We start from the raw sequence: 6,466 nt of genomic DNA on the forward strand, positions 1-6,466 counted from the left end.
GTAAAAAGAAAGCTCTGCTGTTATCGTAACAGCAGAGCTTTCTTTTTATAGATTATGACTATGTTGGTTTTCAAAATTCTCAAATTGCTCTTCAACTTCTTTTGAAGGTTTAGTTAGTAAACTAACAATTATGATCACTATTAAACTAATAGCGAAACCAGGAATCATTTCATATAAGAAATCTTTTAAGAATTTAAACTGTGTCCATATAATAACAGTAGCAGCACCAGAGATCATACCAGCAAGCGCGCCCCACTTCGTCATACGTTTCCAATATAAGCTTAATAAAATGGCAGGTCCAAATGAAGAACCAAATCCAGCCCAAGCATATCCAACAAGAGCTAAAATCGTATCATTTTGTTTAAGCGCTAATGCACACCCAATTAAAGCAATACCAAGAACAGCCATACGACCGACAAATACAAGTTCTTTATCAGAAGCATCGCGCTTAAAGAATGTTCTATATAAGTCTTCTGTTACTGCACTTGAAGTAACGAGAAGTTGAGAAGAGATTGTACTCATAATAGCTGCTAAAATGGCCGCTAATAAAAATCCAGTAATAAGCGGATGGAATAAAATACTGCCAAGTTCAACGAAAATCGTTTCTGGGTCAGAAAGTTTTAAACCCGCTTTTGAATAGTATGCGATACCGATAAGACCAGTAAACATAGCTCCGACAACAGAGAAAATCATCCAGCTCATACCGATTCGGCGTGCGCTTTTAATTTCTTTTACAGACGAAATTGCCATAAAGCGTACGATAATATGAGGTTGTCCAACATAACCAAGGCCCCATGCGAATAATGAAATAATGCCTAATACAGAAGTGCCTTTAAAAATATCTAATAATGTTGGATCGATAGATCTAATAGTGTCAAATGCTGGACCAAGTCCGTTTACATGCATAATTGTTACGATTGGAACAAGAATAAGAGCGACTACCATAATGATTCCTTGTACGAAGTCTGTCCAACTTACAGCTAAAAATCCACCAAATAATGTGTAAGCTACGACAACACTTCCAACGATAAGAAGGCCAACATGGTAATTGAGTCCAAATGAATTTTCGAATAATACAGCGCCGGAAACAAATCCTGAAGCTACATAAAATGTGAAAAAAATCATAATAACAAGTCCAGATACGAGGCGTAGCATATGAGATTTGTCGTGGAAACGGTGTTCTAAAAATTCTGGAATAGTAATAGAGTTGTTTGCAATTTCTGAGTAGGTACGTAAGCGAGGAGCGACATAGATCCAGTTTGCGTATGCGCCAAGTGTTAGGCCAATCGCAATCCAGCTACTACTTAATCCAACGCTAAACATTGCACCGGGTAAGCCCATTAAAAGCCAACCGCTCATATCAGCTGCTCCAGCACTTAATGCTGTTACTGCGGGGCCTAGTGTACGCCCGCCAAGCATATAATCTGTTAAGTTGGACGTTCGTTTATAGGCAAAATAGCCGATAACTAGCATCCCGAGCATGTAAATAGAGATAGAAGTTAAAATTAACATCTGCGTACTCATGTAGTTCCCCTTCCTTTTGTCATGTCTTTTGATGCATTTTGCATATTTATAATCTATCATGATTATTCAGAAAAATCCATGCGCAAATAAGAATTTTCTGAAATTTAAGCGTTTTTTGACATCTCTTTACTTTTGGGATATATAACTTTCTGGCAAAAAACCTTAATTTTAATAGAGTATTTATTATTTTTACATAAAAACAGGTTGTTTTGTCAATATAATATCGAATGAAGAAATAATATTTTTTTCGGAAAAAGTATTGACTTATTAGAAACATGAGGAATATAATGAGTGCAACTTAAAAAAATGCAAGCGTTGATGAAGAAGAGTACACATGATGAACATGTCAGAGAGCTGATGGTTGGTGCGAATCAGTATGGGATTGATGTGGAATGGGCTTCGGAGCTTCCAAACCGAAACGAAAGAAGTAGGCTTTGGCGACATGATCTCATCGATACAAGAGACACGTATTATTTTTTGATACGGCAAAGTGCGTTACATTCGTAACGAATTAAGGTGGCACCACGGGAGTACCCGTCCTTTCTATAGGATGAGTACTCCCTTTTTGTGTACAAAAAATTGTTGAACGCCCTATAAAAATTAAATAAGTTAAATCGTTTAAGTAAGAAGAGTACGTATACTTGGAGACGTTACAGAGAGCCGGGGACAGGTGGGAGCCCGGTACGGTGCCATATACGGAATGGGCTTACGAGAGGTATGCTGAACAATTGTTTTCAGTAGGCAACCCGGGTTCCGCCGTTACAAGGATAAGGTATATATTTTGTACCTGAATAAAGCGGGATGCTTTTGCGTCCAACCTGAGGTGGTACCACGGTAAATTTATCGTCCTCTACATATTTCGATATGTAGGGGACTTTTTTATTTTTCAGAGTGAGGTGAAAGGCATGATGACAAAAGAGGAATTTATGAAGCAAAAAGAACAAGGAARAACATTTTTAGTAATCGCTGAAGAAGAAGGAGATAGCATTACGCCAATTTCTTTATATAGACGTATGAAAGGGAAGAAGAAGTTTTTACTAGAAAGCTCACAGCTTCATCAAGATAAAGGACGCTATTCTTGCTTAGGATGTAATCCGTATGGTGAAGTGAAAAGTGTTGGTACGGAAGTGGAACGAACGATTTACAGCCAAACAGAAAAGCTGCAAGGTAACGTACTGCAAGTGTTAGAAGAGGTAATCGCACCATCGCTAGTAGAAAGTCCATTCCCATTTTGCGGAGGAGCAGTTGGTTATATCGGTTATGACGTAATTCGGCAGTATGAAAATATAGGAGTAGACTTACATGATCCATTAAATATTCCAGAAGTACACCTTTTACTGTATAGCGAGTTTATCGTTTACGATCATTTACGCCAAAAACTATCGTTTGTATATGTATGCAAGGAAGATGAATCAGCTTCTTATGAGGAAGTATACGAGAGATTGCAACGATACAAAGAAGAAGTGCTAAACGGAGAAGAAGAGAAGGTGAGTGAAGTAATATCATCTTTATCATTCACTTCTTCAGTAACTGAAAAAGAATTTTGTGAAATGGTAGAAACAGCGAAAGAATACATTCGGGCAGGAGATATTTTTCAAGTTGTATTATCCCAGCGTTTGCAAAGTGAATGTAAAGGAGATCCATTTGCATTATACCGGAAACTTCGAATTGCAAATCCATCACCATATATGTTCTATATCGATTTTCAAGATTATGTTGTGCTTGGCTCTTCGCCAGAAAGTTTACTATCAGTAAGAGACGATAAGGTGATGACAAACCCAATTGCCGGTACGAGGCCGAGAGGGAAAACGAAGCAGGAAGATGAGGAAATCGAAAAAGAACTGTTAGGAAATGAGAAAGAGCGGGCGGAGCATATGATGCTTGTGGATCTAGGCCGAAATGATATTGGCAGAGTAAGTGAAATTGGCTCTGTGACAATAGATAAATATATGAAAGTAGAGAAATACTCTCACGTTATGCACATTGTATCTGAAGTTTACGGAACATTGCGAAAACAAATGAGTGGATTTGATGCATTAGCGTATTGTTTACCAGCTGGCACAGTATCAGGCGCTCCGAAAATAAGGGCGATGGAAATTATTAATACGTTAGAGCATGAAAAAAGAAATGTATACGCCGGAGCAGTTGGATATATTTCATTCTCAGGAAATCTTGATATGGCGCTAGCAATTCGAACGATGGTTGTAAAAGATGAGAAAGCGTACGTTCAGGCAGGAGCGGGTATCGTCTACGATTCAGACCCTGTAGCTGAATATGAAGAAACATTAAATAAAGCGAGAGCGCTTTTGGAGGTTATGAAATGATTGTACTGATCGATAATTATGATTCATTCACATATAACTTGTATCAACTATTAGGCGAGTACGAGGAAGAAATTGTTGTAGTAAGAAATGATCAAATAACAATTGAACAATTAGAGGAGATGAAGCCGAAAGGAATTGTGCTATCACCAGGACCTGGAAAACCAGAAGATGCTGGAATTTGTATCGATGTTATTCGTCACTTTTATAAGAACGTTCCCATCTTAGGAATTTGCCTTGGCCATCAAGCAATCATATCCGCATTTGGAGGAGAAATTGTTAGAGCAGAGCGTATTAAACACGGAAAAACATCGCGTGTGAAACATAACGGAACGTCAATCTTTTCGTACGTTACGCAGCCGCTAACAGCGATGCGTTACCATTCACTCGTCGCAGCGCAAAATGGTTTGCCGCAGTGTTTTGACATACTCGCGACAGCGATGGATGACGGAGAAATCATGGCAGTTCGTCACAATTATTATCCGCTCTTCGGATTACAGTTTCACCCAGAATCAATTGCAACAGAAGAAGGCGGAAAGTTAATACGTGCCTTTTTAGCAGAAGTGAAAGAGGAGGAGAGAGTATGAACAGTTATCTTCGAAAGTTAGTAGAGGGACAACATTTAACAGAAGAGGAAATGTATGAAGCGGGACTTCTTTTATTAAGTGACAACATATTGGAAAGTGAAGTTGCAGCTTTCTTAGTATTGCTGAAAGCGAAAGGCGAAACAGCAGAAGAAATATACGGTCTCGTTCGTGCTCTTCGCGAAAAGGCATTACCGTTTTCAAATCATATAAAAGGCGCGATGGACAATTGCGGAACGGGTGGTGACGGTGCGCAAACATTCAATATTAGTACAACATCGGCATTTGTACTTGCCGGAGCTGGTGTAAAGGTTGCGAAACATGGAAACCGCGCTGTTTCTAGTAAAACAGGAAGTGCTGATTTATTAGAAGAACTCGGTGTAAACATTAGTTGTACGCCAGGTGAGATTGACTACTTATTAGAAAATGTAGGGATTGCCTTCTTATTTGCACCAGCGATGCATCCAGCATTAAGACGCATTATGAAAATAAGAAAAGAATTAAACGTTCCGACGATCTTTAACTTAATTGGACCGTTGACGAATCCGGTTAATTTAGAAACACAATTTGTCGGTATTTATAAACGAGATATGTTATTGCCGGTAGCGGAAGTATTGCAGAAACTAGGCAGAAAACAAGCGCTCGTCGTAAACGGAAGTGGATTTTTAGATGAAGCATCATTACAAGGAGAAAACTGCGTCGCTATTTTAAAAGACAATGAAATAATTGAAATGAGTATTGCACCAGAAAACTACGGTTTTTCAAGAGTGAAAAATGAGGAAATTAGAGGCGGAAATTCAAAAGAAAACGCAAAAATTACGCTCGGAGTATTGAGCGGAGAAAAAAGTGTATACCGCGATACCGTTTTACTAAATGCAGGGCTTGCTCTTTTCGCAAACGGAAAAGCGGAAACGATTGAAGAAGGAATTAAACTAGCGGCACATAGCATTGACTCCGGAAAAGCATTAGAAAAATTAAACTTATTAATTACAGCAAGCCATGAAAAATTAGAAAGGGTGAATTAAAGTGGGGACGATTTTAGACAAAATTGTAGAGCAGAAGAAAGTAGAAGTTGCGGAGTTATATGAAACATATTCACCAGTGAAAGAAAAAAGGAAAACACACTCACTTGTAAAAGCTTTAGAGCAATTTACTGTAATCGCCGAGGTAAAGCGAGCGTCTCCATCAAAAGGCGATATAAACTTACACGTTGATGTACCAAAACAAGTAAAAACATATGAAGAATGCGGCGCTGGAGCGGTTTCTGTTTTAACAGACGGTCAATTTTTTAAAGGATCTTTTCACGACTTACAAACTGCAAGAGCAGAAAGTAACATTCCGCTTTTATGCAAAGATTTTATAATTGATAAGATTCAAATTGATAGGGCGTATGAAGCTGGTGCAGATCTTATTTTATTAATCGTTGCAGCATTGTCAAAAGAGAAATTAAAAGAGCTTTATAACTACGTACTAGAAATGGGATTAGAAGCGATAGTTGAAGTTCATGATGAACAGGAATTAGAAATTGCAACCCGATTAAATCCGCACGTTATCGGAATTAATAACCGTAATTTAAAAACGTTTGAAGTAGATTTAAGCCAAACTGAAAAACTCGGAAAACGACTGAATGAGGAAAATCTGCTTTGGATTAGTGAAAGTGGTATTCATTCAAAAGAAGATATCATCAGAGTCAAACGAGCTGGTGCCAAAGGCGTATTAGTCGGAGAAGCGCTTATGACATCATCTTCTATCAGTACCTTTTTTGAAGACTGTAAGGTGAGCATATGAAAGTGAAGATTTGCGGCATCACTGATATGGAAACAGCGAAAAGTGCGTGTGAATATGGCGCAGATGCAATCGGATTCGTTTTTGCAGAAAGTAAACGCCAAATCACTCCAGGGCAAGCGAAAGAAATTATTGGGGAAATTCCAGCACACGTTTTCAAGGTCGGTGTTTTCGTAAATGAATCGGTAGAAGTGATCCAGAAAATTGCAGAGGAGTGCGGGTTAACGCATGTGCAACTACATGGGGATGAAG

6 protein-coding genes and 2 other annotated features are annotated in these 6,466 nt (G+C 38.6%); of the genes, 5 read left to right on the forward strand and 1 reads right to left on the reverse strand.

What is annotated here, in order from left to right; translation table 11 throughout:
* Positions 1–45: 45 nt before the first annotated feature.
* Positions 46–1,524: a sodium/proline symporter PutP gene (gene putP, locus AC1DTM_RS16095; protein ID WP_256416068.1), complete on the reverse strand. Its 1,479-nt coding sequence runs from the start codon at positions 1,522–1,524 to the stop codon at positions 46–48.
* Positions 1,525–1,830: 306 nt separating this feature from the next.
* Positions 1,831–2,069, forward strand: a binding site (T-box leader).
* A 63-nt stretch (positions 2,070–2,132) separates the two neighbouring features.
* Positions 2,133–2,378: a binding site (T-box leader), on the forward strand.
* Between the two features lie 51 nt (positions 2,379–2,429).
* On the opposite strand from putP, the gene trpE reads away from it, so the two are divergent.
* The 5 genes from trpE to trpF form a co-directional block, all read left to right on the forward strand.
* Positions 2,430–3,848 carry an anthranilate synthase component I gene (trpE, locus tag AC1DTM_RS16100; protein WP_477000473.1) on the forward strand — a complete coding sequence of 473 codons (1,419 nt, stop codon included), beginning with the start codon at positions 2,430–2,432 and terminating at the stop codon, positions 3,846–3,848.
* Positions 3,845–4,432 (forward strand): aminodeoxychorismate/anthranilate synthase component II, encoded by a 588-nt coding sequence (locus AC1DTM_RS16105; protein WP_002158848.1) that lies wholly within the window; start codon positions 3,845–3,847, stop codon positions 4,430–4,432. Before trpE ends, AC1DTM_RS16105 begins: the two co-directional genes overlap by 4 nt.
* Positions 4,429–5,454, forward strand: coding sequence for an anthranilate phosphoribosyltransferase (gene trpD / locus AC1DTM_RS16110; protein WP_016104197.1), 1,026 nt, complete (start codon positions 4,429–4,431; stop codon positions 5,452–5,454). The genes AC1DTM_RS16105 and trpD overlap by 4 nt, the downstream gene beginning before the upstream one ends.
* Before the next feature lies 1 nt (position 5,455).
* A complete protein-coding gene (trpC, locus tag AC1DTM_RS16115; protein WP_002158846.1) occupies positions 5,456–6,217 on the forward strand; it encodes an indole-3-glycerol phosphate synthase TrpC in 762 nt (253 codons plus the stop codon).
* The coding region (trpF, locus tag AC1DTM_RS16120) for a phosphoribosylanthranilate isomerase (protein WP_477000474.1) at positions 6,214–6,466 on the forward strand (253 nt) is incomplete at its 3' end. The genes trpC and trpF, both read left to right, overlap by 4 nt.

This window comes from Bacillus sp. P4_D3, assembly GCF_056401855.1.

Bases quoted from the DNA above. Each gene is read 5' to 3' on its own strand.
- AC1DTM_RS16105 (WP_002158848.1), top strand. From the start codon at position 3,845: ATGATTGTACTGATCGATAATTATGATTCATTCACATATAACTTGTAT.
- trpD (WP_016104197.1), top strand. From the start codon at position 4,429: ATGAACAGTTATCTTCGAAAGTTAGTAGAGGGACAACATTTAACAGAA.
- putP (WP_256416068.1), bottom strand. From the start codon at position 1,524: ATGAGTACGCAGATGTTAATTTTAACTTCTATCTCTATTTACATGCTC.